The following is a 16713-nucleotide window of genomic DNA, read 5'->3' as shown; positions in this document are numbered from 1 at the left end:
CCTTGCTACTCGCGTATGCACGAGACCGCCGTCGCTTCCTGCTGTTCGGCCGCTCCCGATCCGTCGACCCCGAAACCCGTCGGCATCGCGCATCGGTGCTACTCGAGTCGCTGCTCACACTTGGGCCGACGTTCATCAAACTCGGCCAACTGCTCTCGACGCGACCGGACGTGCTCCCGCCGGCGTATATCGACGTACTCGCCGCGTTGCAAGACGAGGTGCCGCCAGCCGAGTGGGAGGAGGCACAGGCGATCATCGAAGCGGACCTCGGTCCGGTCGACGAGCAGTTCGAGTCGTTCGATACCGACGCGATCAGCGGTGCGAGTCTGGGTCAGGTTTACCGGGCGCGGCTCCACCCCACATCGGTCGACGACCGCGAAAACGGCGTCCGCGAAGTCGCCGTCAAGGTCCGCCGGCCGGACATCGAGTCACTGGTCGAGGCCGATCTGCGCGTTATCCGCTGGTCGCTCCCATTGCTGCTCTTTTTCGTCGATGACTCACGCGCGTTCTCACTCGAGAACCTCGCCGACGAGTTCGCGAAAACCATCCGTGAGGAGATGGACTACGAGCGCGAAGCGGAGATGCTCGAGACCATCCGCTCGAACTTCACGGGCGACGACCGCTATCGCATTCCGACCGTCGTCGAGAGCCACTCCGGGGCGCGCATCCTCACGATGGAGTACATCCCGGGGACGAAGATCAACGACGTAGCGGAACTCGAAGAACGCGGCATCGACCGCAGCGAGGTCGCGGAGAACCTCCAGTGGGCGTACATGCAGATGATCATGGACGATGGCGTCTTTCACGCCGATCCGCACCCGGGGAACCTCGCGGTGACCGACGCGGGGAAAATCGTCTTCTACGACTTCGGCATGTCCGGCCGGGTCGACGACTTCGTCCAGGAGAAGATCATCGACTTCTACATCGCCGTCGCCAACCAGGACATCGACGGCATCCTCGATGCGCTGATCGAAATCGGGACGCTCTCGCCCGACGCGGACCGCGGCGTGATGGCCGAGGTGATGGAGATCGCCATCCAGGACGCCCGCGGGGAGGACGTCGAACAGTACCGGATCAACCAGATCGTCGGACAGATCGAGGACTCGATCTACGTCTTCCCGTTCCGACTGCCGAAGAACCTCGCGCTCGTCTTGCGGGTCGCGACGGTCGTGGAAGGTGTCTGCGTCACGCTCGACGAGAACTTCGACTTCATCGAGACCGCGACGGCCTACCTGACCGAACAGGGCTACCGCGAGGAGACGGCACGGCAGTACGCTGCGGAGACGGCCCAGCAACTGCGTCGAACCGGGGAATCGCTCACCCGAATTACGCCGAAAGCAGAGCGGACGCTCGACCGACTCGACCGGGACGACCTCTACGTCCGTATCGGCGTCGAAGACTCCGACGACGTGTTCGCCAAACTCGCAAAGCGGCTTATCTACGGTATGTTGCTCACGATGTCGTTGTTCTCGATGGGCGTTCTCTACGCGCTCAACGCGCCCTGGGCCGCAATCGTCGCGGCCGTCTTCTCGTTCTTCGTCGGGATCCAACTCTATCGAACGTTCCGCGAACCGCGGTCGATTCGGGCGCGACCACAGTTTACGAGACAGAGCATGCGACAGCGTCGGCGCGACGAGTAACTCGAGTTACGCCAACGCTGGCACTGGCAGCAATGCTGACACAGACGCCAACGCCGACACCACCGAGCGAGAACCCCTGCAACGTTCTTTTCCCTGGCCGTCTATGACGTGGTATGGAACCGGAGAGAAACGCGGATGCAGGGGCAGAAACGAATACGGCCACAGACGCGGAACAACCCCCACTCTCGTTCGACTCCCTTGCGGCCCTCCCGCTCACGATCGAGCGCGTCTCGACATCTCGACTCTCCCGTGACACCTCGAGCGGGTTCACCCGTGTCACCACCGAGATCACGCTCGCCGGCGAGGGCGTCGAGGGAATCGGCGAGGACGTCACCTACGAAACCGACGAGCACGACGAACTCGCGGCCTACGGCCTCCCCGACCTCACCGGTGAGCTCACACTCGAGTCCTTCTCGAATCGCCTCGCCGATCTGGACCTCTTCCCGACCGCTCCGGATCGCGAGGTCTTCCGAAACTACCGCCGCTGGGGCCTCGAGAGCGCTGCGCTCGACCTCGCGCTGCGCCAGTCCGAGACGACGCTGGCCGCCGAACTCGGCCGCGAGCGCGACCCCGTCCGTTTCGTCACCAGCACGCGCCTCGGCGAGCCACCGACGACGGACCGACTCGAGTCCCTTCGCGAACAGGTGCCAGAAATCGAGTTCAAACTCGATCCGACGACTGACTGGGACGAGTCGCTCATCGCGCGCTTCGAGGACTCCGCAACGGTCGGAACCGAGACGGTCCGAATTCTCGACCTCAAGGGCCAGTACGAAGGCACCGACGTCGACGCGCCTGCCGACCCTGACCTGTACGAGTTGGTACTCGAGTCCTTCCCCGACGCACTCATCGAAGACCCGGGCCTGACCGACGAGACGGAACCGCTGTTCGAGGACGAGGCCGTCCGCGAGCGCGTCTCCTGGGATGCGCCGATCGAGAGCCTGGCGGACGTTGAGGCGCTTCCCTGGGAGCCCGACTGGCTGAACATCAAACCGTCTCGGTTCGGCTCGATCGCATCGGTACTCGAGACGATTGCCTACTGCGAGGACAGAGGCATTCGGATGTACGGCGGCGGGCAGTTCGAACTCGGTGTCGGCCGCGGCCACATTCAGTTGCTGGCGTCGCTGTTCTATCCCGACACGCCGAACGACGTTGCGCCGGGGGCGTACAACGATCCCGACGTTGGCGAGGGGCTGCCGCCGAGTCCGCTCGAGCCGTCGGCGGCATCGGCAGGGTTCCGGTGGTGAGCGATGACGACTGGCGTGCATTGCGGTGTCCGATACCGGGAGTGGCCGTGGTGAGGAGGGTAGGATAGGGGGAGTTCACGGAGGAGGGAGAACTACCGGAGACAGCGCCCGAACAGTTCGGTCTCGCACGTCGTAAGCCCGTACAGGGTGCTGCTGGTGTTCGCGTAGAGCCAGTCGTCCGCGACGGCGACCGAGTTCTCGAGTGAGTCCTCGGTGTCGTAGCGCGTGTGGACCGAGCCGGTCTCGCGGTCGACGACGACGAGATCGCGATTGCCGACGTAGATGCGATCGCCGACGATTGCTGGGATACCCGTTCTGGACGAGACAGGTTCGGCGTCTCTGAGTTCTGCTGGGTCGACAGCCGATGGAACCAGCTGTCGGGCCGCGTCCGGCCAGCGTCGCTCCCCTGTCGTCGCGTCTCGAGCAAGGAGTCGAAAGCCGGCGGCGTAGTACACCGTGTCGGCAGTTGCCGCTAGCTGCCGGGGGATCCACCCGCCGCCATCGTCGTTGTCAGCAGCTTCCCACAGGACCTCGCCGGTCGTTGTATCGAGTGCTGTTGCGCCGTAGCTCTCCTCGTCCGTGGCGCTTGCGCAGGTAACGAAGACGGTTCCGTCGACGACGGTCGGCGCGCTGTCGGTCGGGAGCGACTCGCTCCACAGCTCGGTGCCGTCGGCTGCGTCGAGCGCTTTGACGCCCTCCCCGAACTCCGTGAGATAGACGACGTCATCGACAGCGACGGCCGAGTAGACGCCCCGTCCGTCCCACGACGTGAACTCGTGGCGCCAGCGCTCGGAGCCCTCCTCGAGATCGACGGCGTAGAACACCGGCACCGACTCGCCGCCAGCGAGCTGGCGATAGTGACCGACGTAAACTGTGTCGTCGTCGATTGCAGGCGAGATCGGTTGGTAACTGAGCTGTCCGTCGCTGACGTTGTCGAAACACCACTGTGTCCCCTCGTCCTCGTCCGTTCCGACCGCACAGAGGCCGTTGGACGTCTGTAGCAGGATTAGCGATCCGTTGTCGGCAAGAGTAAGCGAATCGGCGTGATGGTTCGTCTGCTGGCTCTCTCGCGTCGTCGTTGCAGTCGTGGTCCACTGGCTGTCGCCGGTCGCGGGGTTGATTGCGTCGATCACGATGGTTCGCTCTCCCTCCATGAGCGACGGTGGGCCGTCGGTGTAGCCCACGTAGAGCGAACCGTCCGCGAGCAGCGGCGACGTACTCCGTCCGCCATACGACGGCAGTGAGCGCGTCCACTGAGCTGTTAGCGGTGACTCAGGACCGTCGATATCGCCGGGATGAACACCGGATCGTGTACGGTCGTACCCGCGCTGGGGCCACGACCCGGTCACCGACGGCTCTCGTCGAACGGCGCTACAGCCGGCGAGAACAATGCTCCCGCAGGCTGCGAGTACCGCACGTCTGGAGGGCATATCTGTGGTTTCGTTCTCTCGGTACACGACAAATAATTTGTGTTTGTGGACGGTTCCAAGACTGTCTGTCGCTCCCTCAAAGGGTTACACAGTCACCAACGCAGTCACCACGTTCTACGCAAGCAACAGTCGGCTACACACTGGCGATTCTCCTCACACAATTCTACTCACGAGACTCCACTTAACACGATTCCCACAGAACCGACGGCACATCCTCACCGCCGGCGCCATCTTCGAGTTCCCGTTGCAACTCGTGAACGCCGTATCGCGACTCCGAACACAACTGCTCGGCACACGTCGGCGGCACCACAATGCGGCGACACTCACCCGACACGAGCAGGCCGTCCGGTCCGAACGTCACCTCGAATTCGTAATAGCGTGGGCGGACGTCGCGCTCGCCCTCGTCGAACGCACACTTACACTCACACTCATCCCCCTCGAGTACCGGATGCACTGTCTCGAGTGCAGCCGCGACGTACTCGAGTACTAGCCCCAGCCCAGGGGTGTCGGCTGTCCCGAGGTCGATGCGGATGACTGGAACGATGGGGGTGGCCGTCCCTGCAGCAGGACCAGCGGGGTCGTCGTCGACGCGCTCGAGTCGGCGAACGGTCGGCGGCGTCTCGAGGTGTGAGCCGGTGCCGGGACCGAGCGCTGCAGCGACGTGGTCGTCGAGGTCGGCAGCCAGCGACGAGAGTGGTGGTGATTCGCGGGGCCGGTGGTAGCGTTGCCAGAGCCAGCGTGTGATTCCGGAGACGATGGCGACCATGGCGACGATAGCAACGACGGAGACAATGGCGATACTGACGATGACAAACGCCCCTGGCGCAAGCGTGGTCGAGGACATGGCTTCCACCAATGGGAGGGTACCAGCGGAGAGAACGGTGTTCTGCCACGAGAGCGGGGGTTGGGGCTGAGACTGGAGGTAAAACGGGGAGTGGTGTTGCCACTCGGCAACGGACTCGAGTGCGAGTACGAATCCAAGTACGTGTCCCGAGCGAGAGACAACACCGCCGGTGGCCCCGGTCATTGGGTCGCTGTTCGCGGGTTCGCTCCGAGATAGTTTCGCTTCCGACAGCCGGTTTGGTGGTGTGTTCCGGCCCGATTCACCACGTCAAAACCACCGATATCTGGGTGGAGAGTCGATGTCCGGGCCGTATGGGGGTGTCGGCTGTCGGAGCCGCCATTCCAAACGGTTTATGGCCATCGGTTGATTACCCCGGGACATGGCGAAACAGCAGCAAGAAGTTCGCGATCTCCAGGAAGGTAGCTACGTAGTTATCGACGACGCAGCCTGTAAGATCAACTCCTACTCGACGGCGAAGCCGGGGAAACACGGCAGCGCCAAGGCCCGAATCGAGGCCGTTGGCGTCTTCGACGGCAAGAAGCGCTCGCTCTCCCAGCCAGTCGACGCGAAGATCTGGGTCCCGATCATCGAGCGCAAACAGGGGCAGGTCGTCTCCGTCGACGGCAGCGACATGCAGGTCATGGACCTTGAAACGTACGAGACGATCACGATGCGCATGCCCGAGGACGTCGACGCCTCCCCCGACGAGAACATCGAGTACCTCGAGATGGAAGACCAGCGGAAGATTATATAAGTTGATGTTTCCCGGGGCGACCGACGAACACGAGGCAGCCGACACGGCGGACACATCCGCCCGTGCGGACGCGAACTTCGTGGTCGTCGGCGCGCCCCTGGACGTGTCGACGACCTTTCAGCCGGGGACCAGATTCGGCCCGCGGCAACTTCGGACGTTTGCGGAGCCGTTCGACGATTACGACCATCGAACGGACCAGTACTTTTCGGACCTCGGCGTTCTCGACCACGGCGACGTTCGCGCGTGGGACGACGTGCCGGCGTATCTCGAGTGGCTCGAGGGGACGCTGCGCGATATCGTCTGGGACGACGCGGTCCCGCTCACGCTCGGCGGCGAGCACACGGTCTCGCTGGCCGGCGTTCGGGCCGTCGAGCCCGAGGTCGTCGTCTCGCTCGACGCCCATCTGGATCTGCGAGCGGACTACGATGGCAACCCACTCTCACACGCAAGCGTGATGCGCCGGGTTCTCGAGGACGTCGACTCGGTCGAGGAACTGGTCGTCCTCGGTGCTCGCGCCGGCAGCGAAGCCGAGTGGGATCGGGCCGCGGAAGACGACGTGACCGTCGTTCCACCCGAAAGTATCGCTGACTGGGACACAACTGAGTGGGTCGACGGCCGCGAGACCTACCTCAGCGTCGATATCGACGCTGCAGATCCCGGCTACGCGCCCGGAACGGGAACCACGGAGCCGTTCGGGCTCGAGCCGCGCGAGTTGCGCGACGTGGTTCGTGCCGTCGCGCCGCAGGCGACCGGCTTCGATATCGTCGAGGTCAATGACCGCGACGACGGCCAGGCGGCCTCGCTCGGCGCGAAACTACTGCGAGAGTTCGTCTACGAGCACGCAGCCGAGCGACTGTCGTAGCAGTGGAGAACGAGTTCTCAACTCGCGCCGACCGTCAGAACGGCGACGACAGATACTCCTTCGGGATCGAATTTCGCACCGTCACCAGCGGGTCCACGACCTGGCTGATCTCCAGCCCACCGACCAGACTCGAAAACAGGTAGGCGTCCGTCGTACTGATATCGTGCTCTGCCGCCAGCAACTCGAGTGCATCTCGGTTGGCCAGTTCGCAGGCTTCCTCGAGTGTCTCCGCGTTGGCCAGCGGCTTCCAGGCGTCGGGCGTTTCGATCAGCGGGCGCTCGAGTTCCGTCTCGGGTTCGCTCAGCACTTCGACAGTGATGTCGATGTCCGTGCCGATTTCCGCGCCGGTGCCGCACATCTCGCCGTCGGCCATCGCGGCTTTGCAGTCGCCCATCGCGAGCATGGCACCCTCCTGAAAGACGGGGAGATAGACTGTGTTCCCGGCGGCGAGATCCGTCGTGTCGAGGTTGCCGCCGTGGTTGTGTGGGACGAGCGTCGTGTGTGTTTCCGACTCGGTCGCGACCCCGATGGTGCCGATGAGCGGGTCGACTGGGATGTCGGCGTCGATTCCCTCGAACGAGAGCGAGCCGTCTTCGACCGGCGTCACTCGCGTTTTCGGTGCCTCGATCCCCTCGTAGCCGGCGAGCAGGCCAAAGCCCTCGATGGAGATGACGCGACCGTGCTCCTCCGTGAGCCGGATGTCCTCGATGTCGACGCGGAGGACGTCGCCCGGTTTGGCACCCGCGACTTCGATGGGTCCGGTCGCGGCGTTGACCTCGTCGGGAACGGCTTCGATCACGTCCGAATCGGACTGGACTGCACCGTCGAGGCTGTCTCTGGTGTCGATCGTCAGCTTCTCGCCCGACTCCACCGTTGCGATCGGCTCCAGCTCCGGCGTGAACTCGTAGATAGCGCCCTCCTCGTGACTGATCGTTCGTCGCGACATGACCGTCGATACGAATGGGCGGGTTGTAAATCGCCCTCTCGCGGAAATTCGTGTTCAGAGGACAGGGATGCCGTTGCGGTCTTAGCGTGCGAGTGCAGGACCACAGGTATATGTGTCACGCGGGTGGAGGCTATGCGCGGACTGTTTGCGCTGCGATTGCGGCGATAGGTGCGGTACGGTCGCGGCGGTGACTGCAATACGGTTGCGGACACGATCGCGAAATCGGTCCGTCGGATACTGAGACGCTCACGTGTGAGTGTCGGTCCGACCGACGATGCGACCGTGAACGCGGAGATACGACACCCGATCCACCATGAACGTAACCGACGTCCACGACCGCTGGGAATCGCGCTCGGGAGCGTACTCCCCCGAGTACTACGCCTACTACGGCCCGAACGCGACGAGCAAGGCCCTTCGACAGACGCTGTCCGAACTCGTCGAACCGGACGCGTCCGTCCTCGAACTCGGCTGCAGTTCGGGTCGCCATCTTGCACACCTCCACGAACACGGCTACGAAAATCTCGCCGGCATCGACATCAACGAAGACGCCTTCGAGGTGATGGCAGACAACTCACCCGACCTGTTCGAGACGGGCACCTTCTACTGCTGCTCGATCGAGCACCTCGTCGACACCCTCCCGACGAATCGCTTCGATGTCGTCTACTCGGTCGAGACGATTCAGCACGTCCACCCCGACAACGACTGGGTGTTCGACGACCTCGCTCGCATCGCCAGCACTGCGGTTCTCACAGCAGAGAACGAAGGAGATACTCCGAACGGAGAGTCTGTGTCTGAGTCGGCCACGAAATCAGCGCCAAGTTCAGGTTCAGGTTCAGGATCGGGCTCGGGTTCCGATTCAGCCTCTGACCTATATTCCGACTCGAGTTCCCCGCTTCGCGAAGTCCGCGAAGTCGACGGACTCCCGCTGTACATCCGAGATTGGGAGCAGGTCTTCACCGACCGCGGTCTCCAGCCGGTCGACTGCACGGATACCGATATCGAACGCCACACCGTACGCGCGTTCGACTGTCGGTCGTAGCTAGCTCCGGTCACGGGACAGTCAGAGACCGCAAGGATACAAGCCCGCCGCGGAACAACGGACGCGTATGAGCATGGAACTCGCCGCCTTCGTCGACCGACTCGACGAGACGCTCGGGACCGCCGACTACGCCGACCTCGACGCCAGCGCAAATGGCTTGCAGGTCGGTCCAGACGATGGAACCGTCGAACACGTCGCGTTCGCCGTCGACGGCGTTCAGGAGACGTTCGAGCAGGCGATCGAGGCCGGCGCAGACGTACTGGTCACCCACCACGGCATTTCCTGGGGCGGCTTCGACCGCGTCACAGGGCGCACCTACGACCGCGTTCAACCGCTGATCGAACACGACCTCGCGCTGTACGTTTCACACCTCCCACTCGATGGCCACCAGGAACTCGGCAACGCCGCCGGTGTCGCCGACGTACTCGATCTCGAGAACCGCCAGCCGTTCGGCGAACTCGGCCCCGAGCACATCGGCCAGCGCGGCCGTGCTACTGAGTCGTATACCCCTGCTGAGCTGCGCGACCAACTTGAGTCCGAACTCGAGACGGGCGGCCAGCCAGTGCAGGTACTCGAGTTCGGCCCGGACGAGATCGAGGAGGTTGGGATCATCACGGGAAGCGGCACAGATTGGCTCGACGAGGCAGTCGAGGCGGACGTGGATGCGCTCGTGACGGGCGAAGGGAAACAGAAAGCCTACCACGAGGCCCGGGAGGCGGGTATTCACGTCGTCCTGGCGGGCCACTACGCGACGGAGACGTTCGGCGTTCGAGCGGTCCAGGAGCGCGTCGAGTCGTGGGACAACGACCTCAAGACGAGTTATTTCGAGGTTCCGACCGGACTGTAGCCTGTAACTGACCGACTGGCTAACTCACCCCTGAATACTATTTTGTTTGCCGGTGGACATCCCGTATGGAGGTTACACGCGAACTCCCGCCGCGGCCGTCTGCGCGCGAGGCTGCGGTCGCGGTCGGTATGATCGTCGGCGTCAACCTGATCGGCTCGTCGCCGTCGCTGTTCATCGGCTCGGATACGAGCTGGTTTGCCGAGCCGTGGTTCTTTCCGCCGGGAATCGTCTTCGGCGTCGCGTGGACGACGCTGTTCACGCTGATGGGACTCGCGCTGTACCTCGTCTGGCGACACGGCTTTTCCCGGCGCGATGTTCGTCTCGCAGTTGCGATCTTCGCGGTGCAACTCGTCGTGAACGTCTCGTGGACGCCCGCGTTCTTCGGCCTACAGCGGGCGGATCTCGGTTTGCTCGTCATCGGCGTGCTCTGGGTTGCCGTCGCCGCGACCATCTGGGCGTTTGCCCGCGTCGATCGACTGGCGGCGGCGTTGCTGGTCCCCTACATCGCCTGGGTCTCGTTCGCCGCCGTGCTCAACTACACGATTTACGTCGGCTGAACATCGAAACGGGAGCGCGCCGAGAACGGGCGCGTGACAGCCACAGTTGGTCACGCAATACTCTAGTAGGTCTGTGTCGTCGCCGACCCCACGTCGATCCGCACCAGCGTGTTATCCGCGTAGGCGTCTGCAGGCGCGTCGTACTTTGCATTGATCCGCTGGCGAGCGTCTTCGTTCGCTGCCTCGTCCTCGACGACCGTCGCCGTGCCGAGCAGGGTTACCATCCACTGTGTCTGTCCCCCCTCGTCGGCCTGTATCGAAAGGGCAACGCGCGGGTTCTCCCTGATGTTCGCCAGTTTCTTGCCGCTCGTCACGATCTCGACGGTCTCGGTCGACTCGTCGTAGGAGTACCAGACCGGCGCGACGTGTGGCCGCTCGTCGACACAGGTTCCGAGGTGTGCCATGAGCGGCTCGCTCTCGAGTAGCTCGGCGGCCTCGGTTGAGATCGGAGACACGACTCGTTCCCCCACGAGAACGGACAAAAGTGGTGTCCCGGCGGAGCCATGCCCGTCTGTCCGTACCCGAACTGAGACTCAGGAGAGATTTAGGAGAGACTTGCAAGAGGCTCACGACCGTGAGGATCGGAGGCGGCCCGCATCCAGCCGCAGGTAGTGCCAGAGCGTTCCGGTCAATCCATCGTCGGCGATTCGACGGCCAGAACTCGCGACGAGCACGTCTGGATGGTACGCCGTCGGATACTGGCGGCCGAGCCGGCGGCTGAACGCCGTATCCTCGTTCGGTACGTCAGGGAAGCCGTCCACCTCGTCGAACGCCCGACGGTGTACGACGCAGTTGAACCCCGGTAACACCGGGGATGCGAGCCGTGGGAAGAGTTGGTTGATCGTCGCCTCCATCAGCTTCGCGCGCAGCGGGCCGGTCATCCGACAGCGCGAACTCGCGGCGGCGAGCCCCTCGCGCTCGACGAGCCCCAGCATCTCGGTGAGATAATCGGCCCGCACCCGCGTGTCGGCGTCGATGAATGCGAGCCACTCGCCATCGGCGCGGCTGGCACCAAGGTTACGAGCCGCGGCGATGCTTGAGCCGCCCTCCTCGAGGACTGTCGCGTCGTACTCGCGAGCAATCGCTCGCGTGCCGTCAGTCGACGCGCCGTCGACGACGATCACCTCGTACTCGTAGCCGGTGTCGAGCGCAGCGATACTCGAGAGCGCGCCGCGCAGATACGCCCCTTCGTTTCGTGCGGGGATGACGATACTCACATCGGGTGGTAGTGTGGTTGGTGTCGACGGAGATCCCTCAGTAACCGACCGGGTCGTGTTCGCGGACATCCTCTCGTCGTACTCGCTCACCTGCGGGTTGCTTAGTAGTGAGGGTGGTGTATGCCTCACGTACCAGTAGACTTCCCCACCCCATCCTGAGAGCCGTCGATTTACACACTCACGGCAACATGCCGCATCTATCATGAACTTTTATAATGATGGACCATTATGGATATGGTACAGACAATGTCGGTCGTACACGTACGCCTTGGAGCGTGAACTCGCTCACACACCACCCCGTCTTCGAACCGCCTCTTGTGACACCCTGCAGTCCAACCATACCTGACCGACATGAGCACACGACACCGGCCACAGACCCAGACGCGAACGCACGCACAGGCGCAGACACGGACACGAACACGAACAGAGACAGAGACAGAGACAGACACAGACACAGACACCGCTCCACGTCTCAGTTCTGCTACTGGAACTGACACAGGGACCGACGCCGAACCCACCGGAACCAACACCGCATCGGTGATATCTGCTACCGCCCGCTCGCCGGCAACGTTCTCCCACCGTCACACTGACCGTCTCCAGAACCTCATCGACGAGTGGAACACCGCCTTCGCAAATTCGCGGTCACCGGATGACTCCGCTCAATCGTAGTCAGAACGCAGTGGGACTCGAGTACACCCACTCACAGCAGCCGACCATCCCAGCTAGCTGGCTGTCCTAACCGACAACCGTTTTCCGCTCGCATCCCTACGTCCGTCTGGCCGATGACGAAGTGCTGACCCGAGCCAGACTCGGCACCTGGCGATGACGAACCCTATGAGTACTGCCAGGCCCGCTGTCGCCGCGTTCCGGCGATAGCGTTCTTCGAGCCCAACTCGACCAGCCGGCAGGCCGGCAGCTGCAGCTGAACGAGACTCACGCACGCCGGACGAGATGCTCACGAACGACTCGCTGGCACGTCCCACAGAGCCGATCGAGAGCCACCATCGCGGCCAGAACCGGATACGATTGGCGCTGCTCCTGGTACAAGTACTCGACGACCTCGCGATGAGCCGTTTTGGCAGGCGTTCCCTGCGCAATCGTCCGCGCCAGCGTCTCCTGTCGCTCCTCGAGGAACCGCCCACAGCATAGCCGGCGAGCGGCGAGGCCCTTGTGGCGCTCTCGAAGCGCTTCGAACCCGAGCGACGACAGCGGTGTGTCGTCTACTGACTCGAGCCACTCGAGTACGCCGTCGACCACAGTTACTGCCTCGTTCAGCGAGGCTGTTTCGCGCTCCAGGACGCGGGCCATCGTGTCGAGTTCGGTGCGGCGCTGGTCCGCGCTGGTACAGATCGCCTTCTTCAGCGCCGGCGTGAACTGGGCGGGCGTCGTCGGAGACAGTGCTGTCGCGATGTCGGGACCGAGTTCTTCGACGACCGTCTCGAGGAGCGGTTCGGATTCGTCGATCGTTTCGGTACTGTACGGGTGGACGGTTTCGGCGAATAGCGTTCGGACGCGGGCTGTGGCGTCTGGTTCGTTCGGACGGTGTTGGACGATCGATGCGGCAGGCGTGGCATTGTCGCCTCCGTCCGGGAACGTCGTCGTGGAGGCCGTCGCGGGGGCGGTGGTAGCGGCGGGTGAGGAAGAAATGTACACACCGGTGCTGGGCTCGATTTCCTCGACACCGGTTTCGAACCGCTCGAAGGCTCGTATGCCTGTGGCGACGGCTGCCTGTTCCTCGGCGACGCGATCCAGTGCTGTCTGGAGGACGGCAACTGTCACTGCACCCACCTCGTCGGCTGACTCGTGGTTTCACTCATGGGTTGCACCGGGGTCGTTCATTGGAGTGGGGTTGTTTGGTTGGGAGTTCGGCTGGGGTAGTTCGGCTGAGATAGTTCGGTTGCGGTGGTACGGCGTGGTGGCTGAGGTAGTACGGCTGTGGTTGTTCGCTCGAGGTACTTCGGTGACCGTTAGACAGTTTCTGTATCCGCTAGACCTCAGTCTCAGTCTCTGCCTCATCGGTCGTCTTCCCGAGATACGAACGAATCTGCTCGTCGTCGACGGCGTCCAGTACACGGTCAGTGCCGAGCGTTTCGACCAGTTCACGGAGTCCCTGCGCAGTCCGCGATTCGGCGGCAGACTCCGAGAGTCGCGTCTCGAACGCGCGGTCGATGTACCGGGCGCGAAGGTCTTCGTAGCGCTCCGTTTCGAGGTTGTGATCGTCACCGGACTTCTCGTCGTACCACTCTTGCCACCGCTCGCGGGTGGCCCACTCACCCGTGAACTCGGACTCTCGGCGGAGCCAGTCGTACCGCTCGGCGACGCCGTCAGGGAAGCCCTGTGCGGTTCGGTGATCCGCGATGAGAGTCCGTGCGACGTGTGCCCCCTGGCCGGCGGCGATGACCGCCTGCGCGTTCCGGCTCCCGTTCGGCGAGGCGACGTACAGGCCGTCGATCGGCGTACGACCGTCCGCATCGGGATAGGACGAGTCGAAGTGGTCGTCCTCCTCGCCGTCGTGCTCGTGGGTTTCGAACAGTTCGTCGCCACCCAGCGGGCGCAGATACGAGCCGTCGTACCACGCGGCTGCGACGACCGTACCGGCCGTAACTCGGCGACCTTCCTGCGTTTCGACGACGAGCGGGCCGTCGGGGTGCTCCCGATCGACGGACTCGACCAGATCCGGAACGAGGTCACCGCCGGCCGTCTTCACGTGGGCGTGTAACAGGTCGTAGAAGCCCTCGATGTCGATGCCACCGGGGAACCCAGGGTAGTTCTCGAGGTATGCACACCGGCGGAGGGCGGCGTTTCCGCGGTCGAAGACAACGGTGTCGAGACCGTGTCGGGCGGTGAAGAGTGCGGCGGCGCTCCCGGCTGGCCCGCCACCGACGACAACAACATCTCGGTCCGGTTCATCGACCGCGTCGCGTTCACTATCTGCAGCGTCCGTCATGTTCAGAACTCCCCAGCCACGATGTCTGCAACCCGCTGGCGGTCGAACAGGTCTTCGCCACCGAACTCGTCGGGGAACAGTCCCTGGGCGGCCATCTCGAGTTGGAAGAGATTGATGATCGGCCCCTGGTAGAAGAGCCCACCGAAGATGACGCGGTCGTTCTCGACCGCCGTCAGGTTCTGTGCGACGCTGTGATCTCGCATCGGCTCGAGTACGTCGGCCTCGAAGCTCTCGGCCGTCACGCCAGCCTCCTGCCAGATGACGATCGCGTCGGGGTCGACCTCGAGTAGCGCCTCGTAATCGATCGTTCCACCCGTTTCGTGAAAGCCGCCGACACCGCTGCGCTCGAGTGCGTCCCGGACGCCGAGGTCGTCCCACTGCTTGGACTGCGTGCCACCGTCAAGAGTGTAGCCGTAGAACTCCTCGGGAGCGACGGACTCGGGCGCGAGAATCGCGATTTCTGGGTTCTCGTCGGGCAAGCGAGAGTGGACATCGGCAAGCACCTCGTCGTGGAGTTGGTCGAACGCCTCGAATCGATCGCGTTCCTGAAACACTTCGGCGATTTTCTCGAACGCCTCGTACAACGAGTAGTACTCGTAGTCGTGCCAGCCGTAGCTTCGGGAGAAAATCGTGTTGCCGATGAACGGTGCGACACCGTGCTCTATGCTCTCGACGTCCGCTTCGGTCCACTGCACCTGGTTCGTCATGAACGGCGGATCAACGAGGTGGACATCCGCGTCGAGTTCGTAGAACAGTTCGGTGTCCGTGCCGCTCTGCCAGAGATCGACCAGGTCGTCCTCATCGACGGACACGCCGGGGAGTTCCTCGTAGTAGTGCGTCCCGAACCGTTCGACGAGTTCGACGCCGAGCAACCCGTCTGCCTGTCCCAACGCGACGCCCATATCCGCATAATCAGCGGTGTAGGGGAGCCATCGTTCGGGAACAGTCTCGAACTCGACGGACCCCACTGGCTCCATCGTTACCGAGTAGGTGCCGTCCGTCGTTCCAGTTCCATCGGCCCCGTTCGCGCCCCCATTTTCGCTGTCCGTCTCCGCGCAGCCAGCGAGCAGTCCAGTGCCCGCAATAGCGGAGCCGTATGTCACGTACTCGCGTCTCGTTACCCCCTCGTTACCAGCGACGTTCGACTCGACAATCGCCATGGTTTTAGGTCTGCCTAAAACATTATAGTCGCTTCGGTATTAGGCCAGCCTAAAAGAGCCGAACAGTCTTAGTGGTCGCCAGTAACGATTTCAGCAACCCGCTCGCGGTCGAAGAGTTGCTCTGATTCCGGAATCGCATCCGAGTCCCCCGGCCACGAGCCGAACTGGTCGGGGTAGACCTGCTTCGCGAGCGCTTCAGTCGAGAATAGATGCGTGACAGGTCCCATGAACTGCCCCGATGAGCGAACGACGTTGCCGCTTTCGACGGCAGAGAGGCGACGAGCGGTCGAGTGATCCTCGAGCGGGTCGACGACCTCACGTTGCCACTCGTCGCCGGTCATCGACGAGAGGGTGAGCGCGGCGATGTAGTCCGGATCGACGTCGAGCAGGGTCTCGTAGCCGATATCGCCGGCGATGTCCATCCCCTGGAAGGCGTCTTTGATGCCGAGATCGCGAAAACACTGCACGTCGTTTCGCTTCTCGCTGATCGGTGCGGGCTGGAACTCGCCGGCATCAGCGTTGATACCGCGCCAGAAGACGGCTGCCGTCGGCCGTTCGTCTTCGGGCGGTAACCGGTCTTCGATCCTCTCCATGAACTCATCGTGGAGTTCGACCCACGCCTCGTACTGCGCCTGACGCTGGAAGAGATCGGCGACCTTCTCGAACAGTTCGTACATGGTATAGTGGGGTTCCTGGCCCTCGAAATCGAAGCGGATGTACGAGCCGAGAAACGGCGCGACGGCCGTCTCGATCTCGTCCATGTCCGCGTCGCTCCAGTTCGAGTAGTTCTGCAGCATCCGCGGGTCCGCCAGGATCACGTCGGGGTCGATCTCGTAGAAAATTTCGCGGTCGTAATTTCGCGCGGACTCGCCCTCGCCGTACTGGAATACGTCGTCGGGATCGTAGTCGACGCCGGGAAGTTGGTCGTAGAACTTGTACGGCTTCCGTTCGGGGTAGGCGTGGGCGGCCGGCTGAAGCCCCAGAGACATTGCCATATCCTCTTGCGTCCCGGGAATCACGAAAAACGACTCCGGGACCTCCTCGAACGTGTGACAACCGCTCGGTTCGATACAGACCTCGTATGGATCGACGCCGCCGTCGCTACCATCAGATTCACCGTTCGGCTCGGTCGTATCGGTCGCACAGCCGGCTACACCGATCGTCACTGCCGTTGCGGTCGAGGCGAGTACACGCCGTCTGCTTGCCATATAATTTTAGGCTTACCT

Annotated in this window: 16 protein-coding genes; 7 read left to right on the top strand and 9 right to left on the bottom strand. The window is 63.2% G+C overall.

Annotation, left to right across the window (positions count from 1 at the left end):
* The first annotated feature begins 2 nt into the window (after positions 1-2).
* Entirely contained in the window at positions 3-1640 is a 1638-nt protein-coding gene (locus BBD46_RS04360; RefSeq protein ID WP_071400532.1) for an ABC1 kinase family protein, read from the top strand.
* A 113-nt stretch (positions 1641-1753) separates the two neighbouring features.
* Positions 1754-2884, top strand: coding sequence for an enolase (locus BBD46_RS04355; RefSeq protein WP_071400531.1), 1131 nt, complete (start codon positions 1754-1756; stop codon positions 2882-2884).
* 92 nt (positions 2885-2976) lie between these two features.
* Here the strand turns inward: BBD46_RS04355 and BBD46_RS04350 are convergent, their stop codons facing one another.
* Both BBD46_RS04350 and BBD46_RS04345 read right to left on the bottom strand, forming a co-directional pair.
* Positions 2977-4314, bottom strand: coding sequence for a PQQ-binding-like beta-propeller repeat protein (locus BBD46_RS04350; protein ID WP_071400843.1), 1338 nt, complete (start codon positions 4312-4314; stop codon positions 2977-2979).
* 181 nt (positions 4315-4495) lie between these two features.
* Positions 4496-5341: a hypothetical protein gene (locus tag BBD46_RS04345; protein ID WP_071400530.1), complete on the bottom strand. Its 846-nt coding sequence runs from the start codon at positions 5339-5341 to the stop codon at positions 4496-4498.
* Between the two features lie 196 nt (positions 5342-5537).
* Between BBD46_RS04345 and BBD46_RS04340 the strand changes: the two genes are divergently transcribed.
* Together BBD46_RS04340 and speB are read left to right on the top strand one after the other, a co-directional pair.
* Positions 5538-5912 carry a translation initiation factor IF-5A gene (locus BBD46_RS04340; protein ID WP_006166895.1) on the top strand — a complete coding sequence of 125 codons (375 nt, stop codon included), beginning with the start codon at positions 5538-5540 and terminating at the stop codon, positions 5910-5912.
* Positions 5913-5916: 4 nt separating this feature from the next.
* Positions 5917-6774, top strand: coding sequence for an agmatinase (speB, locus tag BBD46_RS04335; RefSeq protein ID WP_071400529.1), 858 nt, complete (start codon positions 5917-5919; stop codon positions 6772-6774).
* Between the two features lie 34 nt (positions 6775-6808).
* Here speB and BBD46_RS04330 read toward each other — a convergent pair whose 3' ends face one another.
* The gene (locus BBD46_RS04330) at positions 6809-7720 is read right to left on the bottom strand and encodes an acetamidase/formamidase family protein (protein ID WP_071400528.1); all 912 of its coding nucleotides are present in this window, start codon (positions 7718-7720) and stop codon (positions 6809-6811) included.
* A 313-nt stretch (positions 7721-8033) separates the two neighbouring features.
* Here BBD46_RS04330 and BBD46_RS04325 point away from each other — a divergent pair, with 313 nt between their 5' ends.
* The 3 genes from BBD46_RS04325 to BBD46_RS04315 all read left to right on the top strand — a co-directional run bounded on the left by BBD46_RS04325 (position 8034) and on the right by BBD46_RS04315 (position 10163).
* The gene (locus BBD46_RS04325) at positions 8034-8759 is read left to right on the top strand and encodes a class I SAM-dependent methyltransferase (protein WP_071400527.1); all 726 of its coding nucleotides are present in this window, start codon (positions 8034-8036) and stop codon (positions 8757-8759) included.
* A 73-nt stretch (positions 8760-8832) separates the two neighbouring features.
* Complete coding sequence (locus tag BBD46_RS04320) at positions 8833-9606, top strand: Nif3-like dinuclear metal center hexameric protein (protein WP_071400526.1); 774 nt, start codon at positions 8833-8835, stop codon at positions 9604-9606.
* Positions 9607-9671: 65 nt separating this feature from the next.
* The gene (locus tag BBD46_RS04315; RefSeq protein ID WP_071400525.1) at positions 9672-10163 is read left to right on the top strand and encodes a TspO/MBR family protein; all 492 of its coding nucleotides are present in this window, start codon (positions 9672-9674) and stop codon (positions 10161-10163) included.
* A gap of 62 nt (positions 10164-10225) precedes the next feature.
* Here the strand turns inward: BBD46_RS04315 and BBD46_RS04310 are convergent, their stop codons facing one another.
* The 6 genes from BBD46_RS04310 to BBD46_RS04280 all read right to left on the bottom strand — a co-directional run bounded on the left by BBD46_RS04310 (position 10226) and on the right by BBD46_RS04280 (position 16695).
* Entirely contained in the window at positions 10226-10618 is a 393-nt protein-coding gene (locus BBD46_RS04310; RefSeq protein ID WP_071400524.1) for a pyridoxamine 5'-phosphate oxidase family protein, read from the bottom strand.
* Positions 10619-10729: 111 nt separating this feature from the next.
* A complete protein-coding gene (locus tag BBD46_RS04305; RefSeq protein WP_171908161.1) occupies positions 10730-11449 on the bottom strand; it encodes a glycosyltransferase in 720 nt (239 codons plus the stop codon).
* 864 nt (positions 11450-12313) lie between these two features.
* Positions 12314-13159: a DUF7260 family protein gene (locus BBD46_RS22540; RefSeq protein ID WP_071400841.1), complete on the bottom strand. Its 846-nt coding sequence runs from the start codon at positions 13157-13159 to the stop codon at positions 12314-12316.
* A 208-nt stretch (positions 13160-13367) separates the two neighbouring features.
* A complete protein-coding gene (locus BBD46_RS04290) occupies positions 13368-14327 on the bottom strand; it encodes an FAD-dependent oxidoreductase (protein ID WP_071400522.1) in 960 nt (319 codons plus the stop codon).
* Between the two features lie 2 nt (positions 14328-14329).
* Positions 14330-15487, bottom strand: a complete 1158-nt coding sequence (locus tag BBD46_RS04285) for an ABC transporter substrate-binding protein (RefSeq protein ID WP_071400521.1) — start codon at positions 15485-15487, stop codon at positions 14330-14332.
* A 68-nt stretch (positions 15488-15555) separates the two neighbouring features.
* Positions 15556-16695, bottom strand: coding sequence for an ABC transporter substrate-binding protein (locus BBD46_RS04280; RefSeq protein WP_071400520.1), 1140 nt, complete (start codon positions 16693-16695; stop codon positions 15556-15558).
* Between the last annotated feature and the right edge of the window lie 18 nt (positions 16696-16713).

Source organism: Natrialba sp. SSL1 (genome assembly GCF_001861355.1).
In the GTDB taxonomy this organism is placed as follows: Archaea; Halobacteriota; Halobacteria; order Halobacteriales; family Natrialbaceae; genus Natrialba.
Note: the sequence above shows the minus strand (reverse complement) of the source record. Positions and strands in the feature narration are given on the sequence as shown.